The 15,318-nt window shown below is 70.3% G+C and carries 13 protein-coding genes; 10 read left to right on the plus strand and 3 right to left on the minus strand.

The window, feature by feature from the left end; translation table 11 throughout:
- The first annotated feature begins 30 nt into the window (after positions 1–30).
- Together AC1DIW_RS10525 and AC1DIW_RS10530 are read left to right on the plus strand one after the other, a co-directional pair.
- Positions 31–426: an OB-fold nucleic acid binding domain-containing protein gene (locus AC1DIW_RS10525; protein WP_442278230.1), complete on the plus strand. Its 396-nt coding sequence runs from the start codon at positions 31–33 to the stop codon at positions 424–426.
- Entirely contained in the window at positions 419–1,165 is a 747-nt protein-coding gene (locus AC1DIW_RS10530; protein WP_478108008.1) for a DUF3159 domain-containing protein, read from the plus strand. Before AC1DIW_RS10525 ends, AC1DIW_RS10530 begins: the two co-directional genes overlap by 8 nt.
- 42 nt (positions 1,166–1,207) lie before the next feature.
- Here the strand turns inward: AC1DIW_RS10530 and AC1DIW_RS10535 are convergent, their stop codons facing one another.
- On the minus strand, positions 1,208–1,894 hold the full coding sequence (locus AC1DIW_RS10535) for a potassium channel family protein (RefSeq protein ID WP_442278228.1): 687 nt from the start codon (positions 1,892–1,894) through the stop codon (positions 1,208–1,210).
- A 23-nt stretch (positions 1,895–1,917) separates the two neighbouring features.
- Positions 1,918–2,580: a potassium channel family protein gene (locus tag AC1DIW_RS10540; protein WP_442278227.1), complete on the minus strand. Its 663-nt coding sequence runs from the start codon at positions 2,578–2,580 to the stop codon at positions 1,918–1,920.
- Positions 2,581–2,738: 158 nt separating this feature from the next.
- On the opposite strand from AC1DIW_RS10540, the gene AC1DIW_RS10545 reads away from it, so the two are divergent.
- The 8 genes from AC1DIW_RS10545 to AC1DIW_RS10580 all read left to right on the plus strand — a co-directional run bounded on the left by AC1DIW_RS10545 (position 2,739) and on the right by AC1DIW_RS10580 (position 14,463).
- Entirely contained in the window at positions 2,739–4,700 is a 1,962-nt protein-coding gene (locus AC1DIW_RS10545; protein WP_442278398.1) for an APC family permease, read from the plus strand.
- Complete coding sequence (locus AC1DIW_RS10550; RefSeq protein WP_478108011.1) at positions 4,697–5,956, plus strand: class I SAM-dependent RNA methyltransferase; 1,260 nt, start codon at positions 4,697–4,699, stop codon at positions 5,954–5,956. The genes AC1DIW_RS10545 and AC1DIW_RS10550 overlap by 4 nt, the downstream gene beginning before the upstream one ends.
- A 37-nt stretch (positions 5,957–5,993) precedes the next feature.
- Entirely contained in the window at positions 5,994–6,401 is a 408-nt protein-coding gene (locus AC1DIW_RS10555; protein WP_442278225.1) for an acyl-CoA thioesterase, read from the plus strand.
- Between the two features lie 29 nt (positions 6,402–6,430).
- On the plus strand, positions 6,431–8,158 hold the full coding sequence (locus AC1DIW_RS10560; protein ID WP_478108013.1) for an HNH endonuclease signature motif containing protein: 1,728 nt from the start codon (positions 6,431–6,433) through the stop codon (positions 8,156–8,158).
- Positions 8,159–8,273: 115 nt separating this feature from the next.
- On the plus strand, positions 8,274–8,753 hold the full coding sequence (locus tag AC1DIW_RS10565; protein ID WP_478108015.1) for an Hcp family type VI secretion system effector: 480 nt from the start codon (positions 8,274–8,276) through the stop codon (positions 8,751–8,753).
- 180 nt (positions 8,754–8,933) lie between these two features.
- Complete coding sequence (acnA, locus tag AC1DIW_RS10570; protein WP_478108017.1) at positions 8,934–11,705, plus strand: aconitate hydratase AcnA; 2,772 nt, start codon at positions 8,934–8,936, stop codon at positions 11,703–11,705.
- A 173-nt stretch (positions 11,706–11,878) separates the two neighbouring features.
- Positions 11,879–13,030: a peptidase C39 family protein gene (locus AC1DIW_RS10575; RefSeq protein ID WP_478108019.1), complete on the plus strand. Its 1,152-nt coding sequence runs from the start codon at positions 11,879–11,881 to the stop codon at positions 13,028–13,030.
- A gap of 128 nt (positions 13,031–13,158) precedes the next feature.
- The gene (locus AC1DIW_RS10580; RefSeq protein WP_478108021.1) at positions 13,159–14,463 is read left to right on the plus strand and encodes a peptidase C39 family protein; all 1,305 of its coding nucleotides are present in this window, start codon (positions 13,159–13,161) and stop codon (positions 14,461–14,463) included.
- Between the two features lie 74 nt (positions 14,464–14,537).
- On the opposite strand, the gene AC1DIW_RS10585 is transcribed toward AC1DIW_RS10580, so the two are convergent.
- Positions 14,538–15,302, minus strand: coding sequence for a VOC family protein (locus tag AC1DIW_RS10585; RefSeq protein WP_442278220.1), 765 nt, complete (start codon positions 15,300–15,302; stop codon positions 14,538–14,540).
- Positions 15,303–15,318 lie beyond the last annotated feature (16 nt).

Here is a 15,318-nt window from a genome sequence, read left to right on the forward strand (position 1 = left end):
TCCGGCCCCGTTGCGAGGCGGGTCGCGGCCGTGAGCACGGGCCAGCCCAGCGCCCTGCGGCGGCTCACCGAGCGGTTGACGCGATCCGCGCACGAGCTCGAGGCAGCCGAGCTCCGTCACGAGTCATCGGTCCTCGACGGAGTGGTCCACATCGGCGGTGCACCCCAGCGCACCACGGTCACCGTTGCGGGCGATGTGCGCTCGGTGACGCTGCGGCCCCGCGAGGAGACCCCGGCACTCGATGTCGAGATCTGGGACGGCACCGAGTCGCTCCACCTCGTGTGGCTGGGCCGACGACGCATCGCCGGCATCGTCCCGGGCGTCAAGATCCGGGCCACCGGCCGCATCACCAGACGCCGGAAGGTCATGACGATGTTCAACCCCGCGTACGAGCTCATCGGCAGGGCAGGACAGACGCATGGCTGACGGCGACGCCACGATGTCGGGCGCAGGGGACCGGGCAGAGGACCGGGCGGAGGAGGGCGACGGAGTCGAGCGCTCCGAGGCCGACCTGCGCCGCTACGACACCGTCGAGGAGCTGCTGCGCGACAAGCTGTCCGACGCCATCGGGGGCTGGCGCGGCGCCGTCGAGACGGCCATCCCCGTGCTCGCCTTCACCATCGCCTGGATGGTCACCCAAGACCTGCGCACCACGCTTCTCGTCGCCGGCGGCTGCGTCGTCCTGCTGCTCCTGCTGCGCCTCGTGCAGCGGCAGGACCCGAAGTTCATCGCCTACGCCGCTGTCGGCGTAGGCATCTCGGCGTTCTTCGCGCTGCGGTCCGGCAAGGCCGAGGACGCCTTCCTGCCGGGGATGCTCCAGAACGCCGGGCTACTCGTCCTCTTCCTCGTGACCAACCTGACCCGGTGGCCGCTCTTCGGCTTCGTCGTCGGCATCGCCGAGCCTGAGGCCTTCGCCAAGGACCCGTCCTGGTGGCGCAAGCACGCCGGCATCGTCACGGTGGCGGCGCGCCTGACGTGGGTGCTCGTCGCTCTCAACGTCGTGCGGCTGGCCATCATGGTGCCGCTCTATCTGGCCGAGCAGGTGGCGGCGCTCGGCGTCGCGAAGGTGGCGCTCGGGTTCCCGGCCTACCTCGTCGCCATCACGGCCATGGGCGCCATCCTGATGCGCGGTCGCACGCCGATCGACCCGAATCGCCTGGCCTGACGCCTGCCCCCTGGGTCAGGAGCCCTGCGGGGACGGTCGTACTCAGCTCTCGCTGTCGGCGTGGTGCCGTTCGCCGGGAGCCACGAGGTCCTGGAGGCGGTCCTCCTGCTCGGTCGTGGTGATGAAGAGCAGCTCGTCGCCGGCCTCGATCGCGTCGTCCGGCGTCGGAGCGAGCGGACGCTCCTCGCGGATGATCGCGACGAGCACGGTGTCGGTGGGCCAGTCGACGTCGCCGACGCGCCGGCCGGCGAACGGGCTGCCCTCGGGGAGAGTGATCTCGACCATCGAGGCGCGGCCCTGCTGGAACTCGAAGATGCGCACGAGGTCGCCGATGCTCACGGCCTCCTCGATGAGCGCCGTCATGAGCCGGGGGGTCGACACCGCGACGTCGACGCCCCACGACTCGTCGAACATCCACTCGTTCTTCGGGTTGTTGACCCGGGCGACCGTGCGCGGCACGCCGAACTCCGTCTTGGCCAGCAGGGAGAGCACGAGGTTGGCCTTGTCGTCACCGGTGGCGGCGACGCACACGTCCGACTCCTCGAGCCGCGCCTCCTCGAGGGCGGCGAGCTCACAGGCGTCCGCGAGCAGCCACGACGCCTCGGGCACACGTGAGGCCTGGACGTCGTCGGCGTCCTTGTCGATGAGCAGGACCTGGTGCCCGTTTCCGAGCAGCTCACGGGCGATGGAGCGGCCGACGCTTCCGGCTCCGGCGATGACGACGCGCATGGGGGTTTCTTCTCCTGAGCCGGTCAGTGGGGGGCCGGGGCCTGGTCGCAGAGCCGCTCGACACGAGCGAGGTCGTCGCGGGGGACGGTGAGGTGGACGAGGTCGCCCTGCTGCACGACCATGTCGGGGCGGGGGAGGGTGCCCTCCCCGAGCCGGGTGACGTAGGCGACGCGGGCGCCGGTCTGCTCCTCGACCTCGGTGAGGTGCCGACCGACCCAGGCCTCGGCCAGCGGCACCTCCGCGATGACGATCTTGCCGCTCGGGTCGGTGAGCTCGGGGACGGCGCCCTGGGGCAGCAGCCGCTGGATCATCTGGTCGGACGTCCACCGCACGGTGGCGACGGTCGGGATGCCGAGCCGCTGGTAGACCATGGCGCGCTGCGGGTCGTAGATCCGGGCGGCGACGTGCTCGACCCCGAACGTCTCGCGCGCCACGCGGGCCGCGAGGATGTTGGAGTTGTCGCCGCTGCTCACGGCGGCGAAGGCGTAGGCGTCCCGGATGCCCGCTGCCACGAGGGTGTCTCGGTCGAAGCCGATGCCCGTGACGGTCTGGCCCTCGAAGGAGGTGCCGAGCCGACGGAAGGCCGACGCGTCGGCGTCGATGATGGCGACGTCGTGACCGCCTCGGCCCAGGGTGCGGGCGAGGGTCGACCCGACGCGGCCGCATCCCATGATGACGAAGTGCACGGACGCGACGCTACACCGTGACGGCATACGTTCTCGGGCAGGTTCCGTGGCGGCGGCGAGCGGGCCTGAGCGGGTCGGTGCGTCGTCACGATCCGGCATACAGTGTCGTCGTGCCCGGTACCGGATCGCTGTTCAAGCGCCTCCTCCTCGGCCGCGCGATGCGCAGCGACAAGCTCGGGGAGACGCTGTTGCCCAAGCGGCTCGCGTTGCCGATCTTCGCGAGCGACGCGCTGTCGTCGGTGGCCTACGCCCCCGACGAGATCCTGCTCATGCTCGGTCTGGCCGGCGGCGCCTTCGTCGCTTCGCACAGCTGGCAGATCACCGTGGCCGTCGTCCTCGTCATGGTCGTCGTCGTCGCGTCGTACCGCCAGAACGTCCACGCCTACCCCTCGGGGGGTGGCGACTACGAGGTGGCGACGGTCAACCTCGGGCCTCGTGCTGGACTCACCGTCGCAAGCGCCCTGCTCGTCGACTACGTCCTGACGGTCGCGGTGTCGATCTCCTCCGGTGTGCAGAACGCCGCCACGGTGCTGGGGTTCGTCCGCGGTCACGAAGTCATCGTGGCCGTGGCCCTGATCGCGTTCCTCACGGCCATGAACCTGCGCGGCGTGCGCGAGTCGGGCAAGGCTTTCGCCGTCCCCGTCTACGCCTTCATGCTCGCCATCATCGGCATGGGCATCTACGGCATCATCCAGCACTTCGCCAGCACGTTGGCCCCCGCCGCGAGCGCCCCCCTCACCCTCAAGCCGGAAGAGGGCCAGGGCCTCACCGGCCTCGCTGCCGCCTTCCTGCTGCTGCGGGCGTTCTCGTCCGGCTGCGCCGCCCTGACAGGTGTCGAGGCGATCTCCAACGGCGTGCCTGCCTTCAAGAAACCCAAGAGCGACAACGCCGCGGCGACCCTGCTGCTCATGGGCGCGCTGTCGGTCACCATGCTCGGGTCGATCATCGTGCTCAGCCAGTGGACCGGGATCAAGATCGCCGACAACCCTGCCACCCAGCTCTACCGGGACGGCAAGCCGGTCGGCGACTCCTACGTGCAGCAGACGGTGATCGGTCAGCTCTCCGAGGCGGTCTTCGCCAACTTCCACCTCGGCGTCATCTTCGTCTCGATCGTCACCGGCCTGATCCTCGTCCTCGCCGCCAACACCGCCTTCAACGGGTTCCCGGTCCTCGGCTCGATCCTCGCGCGGGACGGATACCTACCCCGCCAGATGCACACCCGCGGCGACCGGCTCGCCTTCAGCAACGGCATCCTCATCCTGGCCGGGGCGGCCATCGTCCTCGTCATCGTCTTCAAGGCCGAGGTCACCGCGCTGATCCAGCTCTACATCGTCGGGGTGTTCGTCTCCTTCACGACGAGCCAGATCGGCATGGTGCGGCACTGGACGCGCAACCTCACGCTCGAGCGCGACGCCAAGGAGCGGGCGCGGATGCAGCGCTCCCGCGTCATCAACGCGGTCGGTGCGGCGATGTCGGGGATCGTGCTCGTCGTCGTGCTCCTCACGAAGTTCCAGGCCGGCGCGAAGTACGCCATCCTCGCGATGGTCGTGCTCTTCGTGCTCATGCTCGGCATCAAGAAGCACTACAACCGCGTGCGGGACGAGCTCGCCATCGACTGGGACGTCGAGCGCCCGCTGCTGCCGAGCCACGTCCACGCCATCGTCTGCATCTCGAAGGTGCACAAGCCCACGATGCGCGCACTCGCATACGCCCGTGCGAGCCGACCGTCCTACCTCGAGGCCGTCACGGTCGACGTCGACCCCGATGAGACCCAGTCCCTGCTCGACGAGTGGGACCAGCGAGAGATCCCGGTGCCGCTGAAGGTCCTGTCGTCGCCCTACCGCCAGATCACCAAGCCGATCCTCGACTACGTCCGCTCGATCCGCAGCGGCAACCCGCGCGACATCGTCACGGTCTACCTCCCGGAGTACGTCCTCGGGAAGTGGTGGGAGCAGGTGCTGCACAACCAGAGCGCCCTGCGACTCAAGGCCCGCCTGCTCTTCACGCCGGGCGTCATGGTCGTCAGCGTGCCGTGGCAGCTCCAGTCGTCCGAGGGCGCCGAGCGTGACTGGATCGACGAGCCGCCGATCAGCGGGTCCGTGCGCGGCGGGGCGCTGTGAGCGGGCGCCAGACCCGCGAGCGCGCTGCCGGTGGTGAGTCGCTCGTCGGCCGGGAGTGGACCGTCGAGGTCGGGCCGGTGGCCCACGGAGGACACTGCGTGGCGCGCCACGAGGGCCAGGTCGTCTTCGTGCGCCACACGCTGCCCGGCGAGCGCGTCGTCGCGCGGGTCACCGAGGGACGGGTGGGCGACAGCTTCGTGCGCGCCGACGCCGTCGAGGTGCTCGAGGCGGCTCCGGGCCGCGTCCCCGCCCCGTGCCCGTATGCCGCCCCGGGCCTCTGCGGTGGGTGCGACTTCCAGCACGCGTCCCTCGAGACGCAGCGCGCGCTCAAGGCGGCGGTCGTGAGGGAGCAGTTCGCGCGGATCGCCGGCCTCGAGGTCGAGGTGGACGTGCGGCGAGTGCCGGGCGACGAGGACGGTCTGCGGTGGCGCACCCGCGTCGAGTTCGCCGTCGACGAGTCTGGTCGTGCCGGCCTGCGGCGGCACCGATCCCGCGACATCGTGCGGCTCGACGACTGCCTCATCGCCACGCGGGCAGTCATCGACTCCGGCGTTCTCGACACCGAGTGGCCCGACGTCGAGTCGGTCGATGTCGTCGACGCCGCCCATCCGGACGAGCCGGTGCTCGTCCCGCTGCCCGCACCCGATGGTGCGAGCGCCGGTGGTGGGCTCGTGGGCGAGCTCGCCCGGGACGGCGACTGGGAGGGCGAGTACGTCGTGTCTGCCCGTGGCTTCTGGCAGGTCCACCCGGGCGCGGCCTCGACCTTCCTTTCCCGGGTCACGGCCCTGCTCGAGGCGCGCCCCGGTGACCGCGTGATCGACCTGTATGCCGGCTCGGGCCTGTTCACGATGCGTCTCGGCGAGCTCGTCGCACCCGACGGCTTCGTCCTCGGGGTCGAGGGGGACCGGGTGGCGGTGGAGAACGGGGTCGTCAACACCGAGCACCTCGACAACGTCGAGTGGCGCGCCAACCGGGTCGACCGCGAGCTGCGGTCGCTCGTGGGACAGGACGTCACCGCCGACCTCGCGGTGCTCGACCCGCCGCGCACGGGGGCGGGCAAGGACGTCATGGGTCTGCTCGCCCGGATGGCTCCACGCCGGGTCGTCTATGTCGCGTGCGATCCCTCGGCGCTCGCGCGCGACGTCAAGGCCGCTGCGACACACGGCTACGGGCTCGTCTCGCTCGAGGCCTGGGACGCGTTCCCGATGACGCACCACGTCGAGTGCATCGCCGTCCTGGAGCCTCCGGAGGGCTGACGACGCGGCTGCGTCACGGGCACGAGACGATGTCGTCATGTCGTTCAGCTATCCCGTCGCCGTGAAGTTCTCAGAGATCGATCTCGCCGGTGTCGTCTTCAACTCGCACTACCTGACGTGGTGCGAGGACGCGAAGATGGCTTTCCTCGAGAGCGTCGGGTACGGCCCCTACTGGTTCACCGAGCACGGCCGGCTGGGGCTCGTGCGCCACGCAGAGATCGACTGGGTCGCGAGCCTCAAGCCGCTCGACCGTGCCGACATACGGGTGTCCGTCGAGCGGCTCGGCACCTCCTCGTTCACGCTCCGCCACGAGATCTGGCGGGCCGGCGCGCACCCCGTGCGGACGGCCACGTGCGTCATCACGTACGTCTGGTTCGACACCGCTGCGGGGGCCAAGGCTCCGTTGGACTCAGGGTTCCGAGAAGCTCTCCTCGGGCACCAGTGACTGTCGGCGCCTCGTACTAGTGTTCGAACATGGCAAGGGGGACGGATTCGGTCGAGGCCCAACGGGTCTCTGTCGGTGCTGTGCTCGAGGTGCTGACGGGCGTGCCCGCTGACGTCTTCGACGGCTTGCGGCCGGCCGCCCAGGCTGCCGTGGTGGCCCGCATCGTGCCGGATCGTCTGCGCACCCTGGACGTGGCGAGTGCCGAGGCGGTCATCGCCGTCGCGCAGCGAGCCGTCAATGCCTTGGGCGCCATCCAGGAGCTGGCCCTTGCGGCCTGTGTCCGCCGGGAGGAGCTCGATCTCACCGAACTCGACGGCGACTGGTCCGACGGGTCCGAGCACCGTCCGTCCGCGATCAAGATGGTCGCCTCGAGTGTCGCGCCCCTTCTGCGGTCGACGCCGCGCGGCGCGGAGGCGCGGGTGGGGGACGCCCTCTGCCTCGTCGACGAGCTGCCGCGCACGCTGGCCCTGGCGCTCGACGGGCAGCTGGACCGTAGGCAGACGGGCGTCATCGTGGATCACGCCCAGCTCGTCGCCATGGGCGCGCGGCCCCTCTTCGACGCCGCCGTGACCTCCGTGCCCGAGATGCCGACGCTGACTCCGGGTCGGCTGCGGGTCGTCTGCGAGCGGGTCGCCGTGGCCGTCGACCCGGAGGCGGTCGAGCGACGCGCGAAGCTCGGCCTGCGTGACCGCTTCGTACGGGTCGAGCCCGGCGTCGACCCCGGCATGGCGTGGTGGAAGGCATCGATCCCCTCCTTCGCCTCGATGCAGGCGTGGGCCGCGATCGATGAGCTCGCGCACGAGTACGTCAGGGCTGACCCCTCCCGCTCGATCGACCAGGCGCGCGCCGACGCCTTCGTCGACCTCCTGCTCGGCAGCGCGCATGTCTCCACCACCGTGGAGCTCGTGGTGCCCACCTTCGTCGGCACCCCGAAGGACGCTGCCGCTGGGACCACGGACAACGGCACGTATGGCCCCACGGCCCCTTCGCCTGCTCCGGCGGCTGCGCCTGCTCCGGCGGCTGCGCCCGCTCCGGCGGCAGCGCCTGTTCCCGCGGCAGCGCCTGTTCCCGCGGCAGCGCCTGTTCCCGCGGCTGCTCCTGCGTCAAGTCGGTCAGTTTGCGCCGGAGAGGCCGGGGTCGGCGCGACGGGCCATCGCGAGGGCACGGGGGAGTCCTATGGGCTGCAGCACGTCGTCGGGCCCTTGCTCGCGCCGGAGCACGCTGTCGCATCAGAGCTCTTCGGACAGGGATGCGTGGGCCTCGGCGGCGTCCTCGAGGAGTCGGCTGCGCACCAGGGACTCCATCCGGGACGGTGGCGACCGCCCCAGCTGGGCGTCCGAGATGCGCGCGCGGGATGGATCCTCTCGACCGCACTGGTCGAGGTGCTGACCGACCCGGACGTCGTGCTGCGCCTGACGCGCGCTGATGCGCTCACGGGTGTGACCGTCGCCAGAGATCCGCTGCTGTACCGGCCCAACGCCGCTCTGGCGCAACGCGTGCGGGATCGGGATCGCACGTGCCGCTTTCCCGGCTGCGGCGTCGAAGCCCGGCGGTGCGACCTCGACCACGTCGTGCCCTACCCGGACGGCTCCACGGCTGAGGAGAACCTCGTCTCCCTCTGCCGCACGCACCACGGGTTCAAGCATCACTCCGGGTGGCTGCTCACGATGGACGCGGCCGGTATGTGCACGTGGACGTCGCCGACCGGGCGGTGCTACGTCACCCGCCCCGCTGACGTCCGTCTGACCGCCGCCTGACTCCCATCAGAAGAAGGGCGTTGTCGTCCACAGCCGCTGGATGGGCCGAACAGCGACCGTGACGCGGCCGCGGTGCTAGCGTCGAGCGACGTGCTGGGCACGACGCGGAGGCGACATGGACGCGTTCATGAAGTTCGACGGCATCGAGGGTGGCAGCCAGAGCAAGGACCACCAAGGCGCCGTGGACGTGCTGTCGTGGAGCTGGGGGGTGACGGCCCAGGGCGGAGACGCCGGGGGTGGGGCCGGCGGTTGGGGTGGAGTCGGTCGAGCCCGCGCCCACGAGTTCCGCATCGTGCACCACTACGACCTCGCGTCGCCGCACCTTGCCTCCTTCGCCGCCAGCGGCAAGCACCTCAAGGAGGCCACCCTCGACGTCGCCAGACCGGGTGCCCGCGCACCCTTCCTCACCGTGACGATGAAGGACCTCGTCGTGACCGAGGTGCTCGTTTCGGGTGACGACGACACGGTTGACGAGGAGGTCGCCCTGCAACCCGCCTGGATCCGTTTCGACTATGCCGAGCCCGGATCGAGCGGAGGCCCGACAGGTCGCACCTCGAGCGTCACGTGGGACATCCGATCCAACAAGGTGGGCTGAAGGCCACACCGCGGACGGGCAGGCTGCTGCGGGTCGCTCAAGGGCAGACAGCGGGCCGAGCAACGGCGAGGATGGGCGGGTAGGGAGGGACTGACAGGGACGGACCGGTGTGGTTAGATATATCTTGACGTCAAGATAAATCGAGCACCGTGACATCAGTGTTGCTGGAAGGAGCCCGACGTGGGCAGTGTTGACAGCTTCAAGGCCAAGGGGACCCTCGAGGTCGGGGATCAGTCCTACGAGATCTACCGGCTCGCAGGGGTCGACGGACAGGAGACCCTGCCGTACAGCCTCAAGGTCCTCCTGGAGAACCTCCTGCGCACCGAGGACGGCGCGAACATCACCGCCGACCACATCCGCGCCATCGGCTCGTGGGACGAGAACGCCGAGCCGTCCACGGAGATCCAGTTCACGCCCGCGCGCGTGATCATGCAGGACTTCACCGGCGTGCCGTGCGTCGTCGACCTCGCCACGATGCGCGAGGCCGTCGCCGACCTCGGTGGTGACCCGGCGCGGATCAACCCGCTCGCCCCGGCCGAGCTCGTCATCGACCACTCCGTCATCATCGACGTCTTCGGCCGCGCCGACGCCTTCGAGCGCAACGTCGAGATCGAGTACCAGCGCAACCGCGAGCGCTACCAGTTCCTGCGTTGGGGCCAGACGGCGTTCGACGACTTCAAGGTCGTCCCGCCGGGCACCGGCATCGTCCACCAGGTCAACATCGAGCACCTCGCCCGCACCGTCATGGTGCGCGACGGCGTCGCCTACCCCGACACCTGCGTCGGCACCGACTCGCACACGACAATGGTCAACGGCCTCGGCGTGCTCGGCTGGGGCGTCGGCGGCATCGAGGCCGAGGCGGCCATGCTGGGCCAGCCCGTCTCGATGCTCATCCCGCGCGTCGTGGGCTTCAAGCTGAGCGGCGCCATCCCGACCGCCGCCACGGCGACCGACGTCGTCCTCACGATCACCGAGATGCTGCGCAAGCACGGTGTCGTCGGCAAGTTCGTCGAGTTCTACGGCGAGGGCGTCTCGCAGGTGCCGCTCGCCAACCGCGCCACCATCGGCAACATGAGCCCCGAGTTCGGCTCGACGTGCGCGATCTTCCCGATCGACGAGGTCACGCTCGACTACCTGCGCCTCACCGGCCGCTCCGACGAGCAGGTCGCCCTCGTCGAGGCGTACGCCAAGGAGCAGGGCATGTGGCTCAAGGCCGGTCCCGACCAGCCCGAGTCCCGCTACAGCGAGTACCTCGAGCTCGACCTGTCGACCGTCGTCCCCTCGATCGCCGGCCCGAAGCGTCCGCAGGACCGCATCGCGCTCACCGACGCCAAGGAGGCCTTCCGTAAGGTGCTGCCGACCTACGTCGCGCACGACGAGGGCGATTCGGGCAACGCCGAGTCCTTCCCGGCCAGCGACCCCGGCATCGACGACGGTGGCGACAAGCCGTCCGACGGGGCCACCAACGGCCGCCCGACGAACAAGGTCTCGGTCACCGACGCCGATGGACGCGAGTTCGAGATCGACCACGGCATCGTCTCGATCGCCTCGATCACCAGCTGCACCAACACGTCCAACCCGTCGGTGATGATGGCGGCCGCGATGCTCGCCAAGAACGCCGTCGAGAAGGGCCTGTCGGTCGCACCGTGGGTCAAGACGTCGATGGCCCCGGGCTCCAAGGTCGTCACCGGCTACTACGACAAGGCCGGGATGTGGCCCTACCTCGAGAAGCTCGGCTTCCACCTCGTCGGCTACGGCTGCACGACGTGCATCGGCAACTCGGGCCCGCTCAACGAGGAGATCTCCAAGGCGATCAACGACAACGACCTCGCCGTCACGTCGGTCCTCTCGGGCAACCGCAACTTCGAGGGTCGCATCAACCCCGACGTCAAGATGAACTACCTCGCGAGCCCGCCGCTCGTCATCGCCTACGCCCTCGCCGGGACGATGGACTTCGACTTCGAGTCGCAGCCCCTGGGTCAGGACACCGACGGCAACGACGTCTTCCTCGAGGACATCTGGCCGGCTCCCGCCGACGTCGAGCGCACCATCGCGGCCTCGATCAGCCAGGAGATGTTCACCGAGGACTACGCCGACGTCTTCGCCGGCGACGAGCGCTGGCAGTCGCTGCCGACCCCCGAGGGCGACACGTTCGCGTGGGACGGCGAGTCGACCTACGTGCGCAAGCCCCCGTACTTCGACGGCATGTCGATGGACACGACGCCGGTCGCCGACATCGAGGGTGCACGCGTGCTCGCCAAGCTCGGCGACTCCGTGACGACCGACCACATCAGCCCCGCCGGCGCCATCAAGAACGACAGCCCGGCCGGCAAGTACCTCGCCGAGCACGGCATCGAGCGCAAGGACTTCAACTCCTACGGCTCGCGCCGCGGCAACCACGAGGTCATGATCCGTGGCACCTTCGCCAACATCCGCCTGAAGAACCTCCTCCTCGATGGCGTCGAGGGCGGCTTCACGCGCGACTTCACCCAGGGCGGGGAGCAGACGACGATCTACGACGCCGCGCAGAGCTACGCCGCTGCCGGCACCCCGCTCGTCATCCTCTCGGGCAAGGAGTACGGCTCGGGCAGCTCGCGCGACTGGGCCGCCAAGGGCACGAGCCTGCTCGGGGTCAAGGCCGTCATCGCCGAGAGCTACGAGCGCATCCACCGCTCCAACCTCATCGGCATGGGCGTCATCCCGCTCCAGTACCCCGCCGGCCAGAACGCCGACTCGCTCGGCCTCGACGGCACCGAGACCTTCTCGATCACGGGCATCACCGCCCTCAACGAGGGCTCGACGCCGAAGACGGTCAAGGTCGTCGCGACCAGGGAGTCGGGCGAGACGGTCGAGTTCGACGCCGTGGTCCGCATCGACACCCCCGGTGAGGCCGACTACTACCGCAACGGCGGCATCCTCCAGTACGTCCTGCGGTCGCTCGTCAACAGCTGACGCGCACTGCCCGACGGGCCCCGCACGCCGCTCCACGCGGTGTGCGGGGCCCGTCGCCGTTCCCCACCGCTGTCGTATGCCGTCCGCCCGGGTCGGTCGCAACCTCGCCCCTCCGGGACGGCACGCCCCGACCCGGCCGGACGGCATACGCACTCGGATGGCATGCTCGTCGCGTGACTGAGCGCCATGCCCTTCTGACTGCCTGGGAGACCGGCTTCGACTGGTCTCCTTCGCGCGACGTCGTCTATGCGGACGCCCATGTCGACGAGGCCGAGCAGGTCACCTACGCCGCGCGTGCCTGGGAGTCTCCTATCGTCGAGTCGCCTTTTGCGGCAACGGAGCTCATCCCGTCGTGGAATGCGCGCACCCCGGCAGGCACGTGGCTGCACGTCGAGGGTCGGGTCGCCGACGAGTCGGGCTGGACACCGTGGTTCACCTTCGCGCGCTGGGCCGAGGACGACCCGGCGGGGGAGTCCCCGATCACGCGCACGACGGTGCGCGACCAGCACTTCGACTCCGGACACGTCGAGACGGACACGTGGCTCGCTGCGTCCGGTCACGGGTTCGACCGCTGGCAGCTGAGACTGACCGCCCTCGCCATTCCGCGACACGAGATCGCTTGGCCCACAGTCACCCTCGTCGCCGGTGCCGCCTCGCGCTTCGACATCACGGCCGACGAGCCGACGAGTGCCCCGGGCGTCGGCCGCGGGCACGAGGTCGAGGTCCCGCCGCACTCGCAGCGCCTTCACGTCGACACGTTTCCCGCGTGGGACAACGGCGGCCAGTCGTGGTGCTCACCGACGTCGACGACGATGCTGCTCGAGCACTGGGGGCACGCCCCGGGGCGCGAGGAGGTGGCCTGGGTCGGGCACGCGGTCGACCCGGAGGTGGTCCACGGCGTGCGCCGCGTCTTCGACCGCTCCTACGGCGGCGCCGGCAACTGGGCCTTCAACACCGCCTACGCCGGGGCGCGGGGGCTGCGGGCCTACGTGACCCGGCTGCGGGACCTCACCGAGGCCGAGGCGTTCCTGGCGGCGGGTGTCCCTCTCGTCGTGTCGGTGACGTTCGGGGAGGACGAGCTCGACGGCGCCGGCTACGACACGAACGGTCACCTGCTGACGATCGTCGGGTTCACCCCCGAGGGTGACGTCGTGTCCAACGACCCCAACTCGCACCGCGTCGCGAGCAACGACCAGGTGCGCGCGGTCTACCGGCGCGACCAGTTCGAGCGGGTCTGGCTGGGGTCCGACGGCGGGCTCGCCTACGTGATGCACCCGACTCGAATGGCACTGCCGACCCCGCCCGCGGAGGCCAACTGGGTGTGAGTCCCGCGGGATGCGCGTACATTTCTTGCGCTTGATGCTCGGATGACGAAGATTTTGCACACCCATGACCCTTCCGACGCGCGCGCGGGTGTTGACTGGCCGCGCCCAGCCCGACCGGAAGGTGTGCCATGTCGCAATCCCCCCTCCCTGCCGGTGGCTCGCCCAGCCGCCGCGTCCTCCTCGGCTCCGCCGCGGGACTCACCCTGGTCGGCGCCGCCGGCGCGCCATCAGCCGGCGCGGTGGGAGCGCCCAGCTCCTTCGACACGAGTGGTCGCCACGTCTCCTACCGTGAGTGGAGCGGACGAGACCTCTGCCCGAGCCGCTTCACCGATCGGCGCGACTACGTCGACCCGTTCGACGACACCGCCACGTCGCGCTCCTACGACGTCGCCACCTGGGTCTCTCCCGTCGTGCGTCCCGGTTTCGGGCTGACCGAGCTCGTCGCCTCGTGGAATGCCGACACGCCGGGCGGGTCGTGGGTCGAGGTCTCGGTCCGGGGACGCAGCAGCGGCGTGGCCACCAAGGAGTACGTCCTGGGTCGCTGGTGCCGCTACGACCCCGCTCAGGGAGGTGGCATCCACCGCACGTCGGTGAACGGCCAGGGCGACACCGTCGCCACGGTCTACACCGACACCCTGGCGACCCGTTCCGGGCACGTCCTCGACGAGTGGCAGCTCGTCGTCCGGCTGATGCGCCCCACCGGCACGCGGCACGCGCCCCGGCTGCGGTCGGTCGGCGCGATGGCCTCGGCCCTGCCCGACGCGCCGCGAGTCCCGCGCAGCCCCAACGGCCGCGCTCACGGCCGAGTCCTGGACGTGCCGACCTTCTCCCAGGAGAAGCACATCGGCCACTTCCCCCAGTGGGACAACGGGGGAGAGGCCTGGTGCTCGCCGACGTCGACCTCGATGGTCCTTGCCTACTGGGGCGCCGGACCGCGCCGTGACGAGACGGCCTGGGTGACCGAGGCGCTGCCCTCCGAGACCGACCCGCAGGTCGACTTCGCCGCGCGGAACGTCTACGACTACACCTACGACGGATGCGGCAACTGGCCGTTCAACGCGGCCTACGCCGCCACGCGGCCACGGATGCGGGCGTTCGTCACCCGGCTCCGGTCGCTGACCGAGGCCGAGGAGTTCATCGCCGCAGGCATCCCGCTCGTGACGTCCGTCTCCTTCAAGAAGGGAGAGCTGGACGGCGCGGGCTACGGCACGAACGGCCACCTCATGGTCGTCGTCGGTTTCACCCGCGCCGGCGACGTCGTGTGCAACGACCCCGCTTCGCACCTGCTGCGCGACAACGCTCAGGTGCGCGTCGTCTACGACCGGGAGCAGTTCGAGAACGTGTGGGTGCCGCACAGCGGTGGCATTGTCTACGTCATCCACCCGGAGCGGCACCGCCTGCCGCGGGCGCCCCGCCACGAGCCCAACTGGTGACGTCCTGCCTCGTCGCCAACTGAGCACTCGACGACAGGGACGTGGGCACTCGAGGGTTCTGGGCCCTCGGCGGGTCAGCGGCCGAGGCCGGAGCGCGGGTCCCGGTCGGTGACGCAGTAGAGCGCGCCGGCCGGGTCGCGCAGGGTGGTCCAGCCCGAGTGGCGGGCCACGACCGTCGCGCCCAGGCGTTCGTGCCGGGCCACCTCGGTGGGCCGGTCGTCAGAGGCGAGGTCGAGGTGGCCGGTCACCGGCACCGTCGCAGCCTCGCCGAGCCGCTGGAGCAGCAACCGGATCGGGATGCCGTCCGGACGAACGAGGTGACGGAACTCGGGTCGGCTCACCGAGCGGCGCACGGGCCATCCCGTCAGCTGGGACCAGAAGACGCATTCGGTGTCGTAGGCCGCCGGGGGGATGTCGAGACACACCTGGTCGACGACGCTCTCGTGCTGCTGCGGCCAGCGCGTCGGCCACGGACGTCGGGTGAGAACCTCGTGCACGAAGCAGAAGACGAAGCCGCCGGGGGAGCGCAGCACGACGAAACCGTCATCGGACCGTTCCGCGACGGCCGCTCCCAGTCCCTCGGCGCGAGCAGCGGAGTCAACCACCGACGCCACGTGCAGGTCGAGATGGAGGCCAGGCCTGCCCGGTCCGGTTGCTCCGGTCCGCTGGATCTTCAGGAACGGGTCGCCGACCGGTGGGAGCAGCGTGGTGAACTCGGCGTGGTCCCCGCGGGGTGGCGACACGGCATACGCCGTCACCGCCGACCAGAAGCGGGTGCCCGCCTCGTGGACGTCCGGCGGCAGGTCGAGGAGGGCCGTCACCCAGCTGACCGTCGTCATGATCCGAGACTAGGCG

The sequence above is a fragment of the Terrabacter sp. 01T434 genome, from assembly GCF_056398545.1.

Excerpts from the sequence above, each read along its gene's own strand:
- AC1DIW_RS10580 (WP_478108021.1), top strand. The coding sequence starts at position 13,159 with ATGTCGCAATCCCCCCTCCCTGCCGGTGGCTCGCCCAGCCGCCGCGTC.
- AC1DIW_RS10585 (WP_442278220.1), bottom strand. The coding sequence starts at position 15,302 with ATGACGACGGTCAGCTGGGTGACGGCCCTCCTCGACCTGCCGCCGGAC.
- AC1DIW_RS10560 (WP_478108013.1), top strand. The coding sequence starts at position 6,431 with ATGGCAAGGGGGACGGATTCGGTCGAGGCCCAACGGGTCTCTGTCGGT.
- AC1DIW_RS10565 (WP_478108015.1), top strand. The coding sequence starts at position 8,274 with ATGGACGCGTTCATGAAGTTCGACGGCATCGAGGGTGGCAGCCAGAGC.
- AC1DIW_RS10545 (WP_442278398.1), top strand. The coding sequence starts at position 2,739 with ATGCGCAGCGACAAGCTCGGGGAGACGCTGTTGCCCAAGCGGCTCGCG.
- AC1DIW_RS10535 (WP_442278228.1), bottom strand. The coding sequence starts at position 1,894 with ATGCGCGTCGTCATCGCCGGAGCCGGAAGCGTCGGCCGCTCCATCGCC.
- AC1DIW_RS10555 (WP_442278225.1), top strand. The coding sequence starts at position 5,994 with ATGTCGTTCAGCTATCCCGTCGCCGTGAAGTTCTCAGAGATCGATCTC.
- AC1DIW_RS10530 (WP_478108008.1), top strand. The coding sequence starts at position 419 with ATGGCTGACGGCGACGCCACGATGTCGGGCGCAGGGGACCGGGCAGAG.